1 protein-coding gene is annotated in these 287 nt (G+C 39.7%); it reads right to left on the bottom strand.

Translation table 11 applies throughout. From position 1 onward, the window contains the following. Window positions 1-257, bottom strand: a 257-nt coding sequence (locus PZE06_RS29130) for a hypothetical protein (protein ID WP_275792558.1), incomplete at its 3' end; no start/stop codon positions are given. Window positions 258-287 lie beyond the last annotated feature (30 nt).

Consider the following 287-nt stretch of genomic DNA (forward strand, 5'->3'; position numbering starts at 1 on the left):
GCCAGATTATAAGCCCATTCTGCACTTTTTATTTGTTGTTCCAAAGATTCGACTATAGCCTGTTTTGACTGTGTTCCGGATTTTGAAACCTCTTCATTATATGCCTTCCAAAACCCAGTCAAGTCATGTATATGACCTTTCTCATCGACATACTTCTTAAAGAGTACAGGATATAGTTTCTCAATGTCTTTTAAGGCTTTAAGTTTAGTGGTCTCGGCTTCCACCTCGCTATTAATGGTGCTAACAAGACCTTCCAAAGTACGTTTCCGATCTTCTTCGTCCGTGTC

The sequence above is a fragment of the Robertmurraya sp. DFI.2.37 genome, from assembly GCF_029211245.1.
GTDB classification, from domain to species: domain Bacteria; phylum Bacillota; class Bacilli; order Bacillales; family Cytobacillaceae; genus Robertmurraya; species Robertmurraya methanolica_A.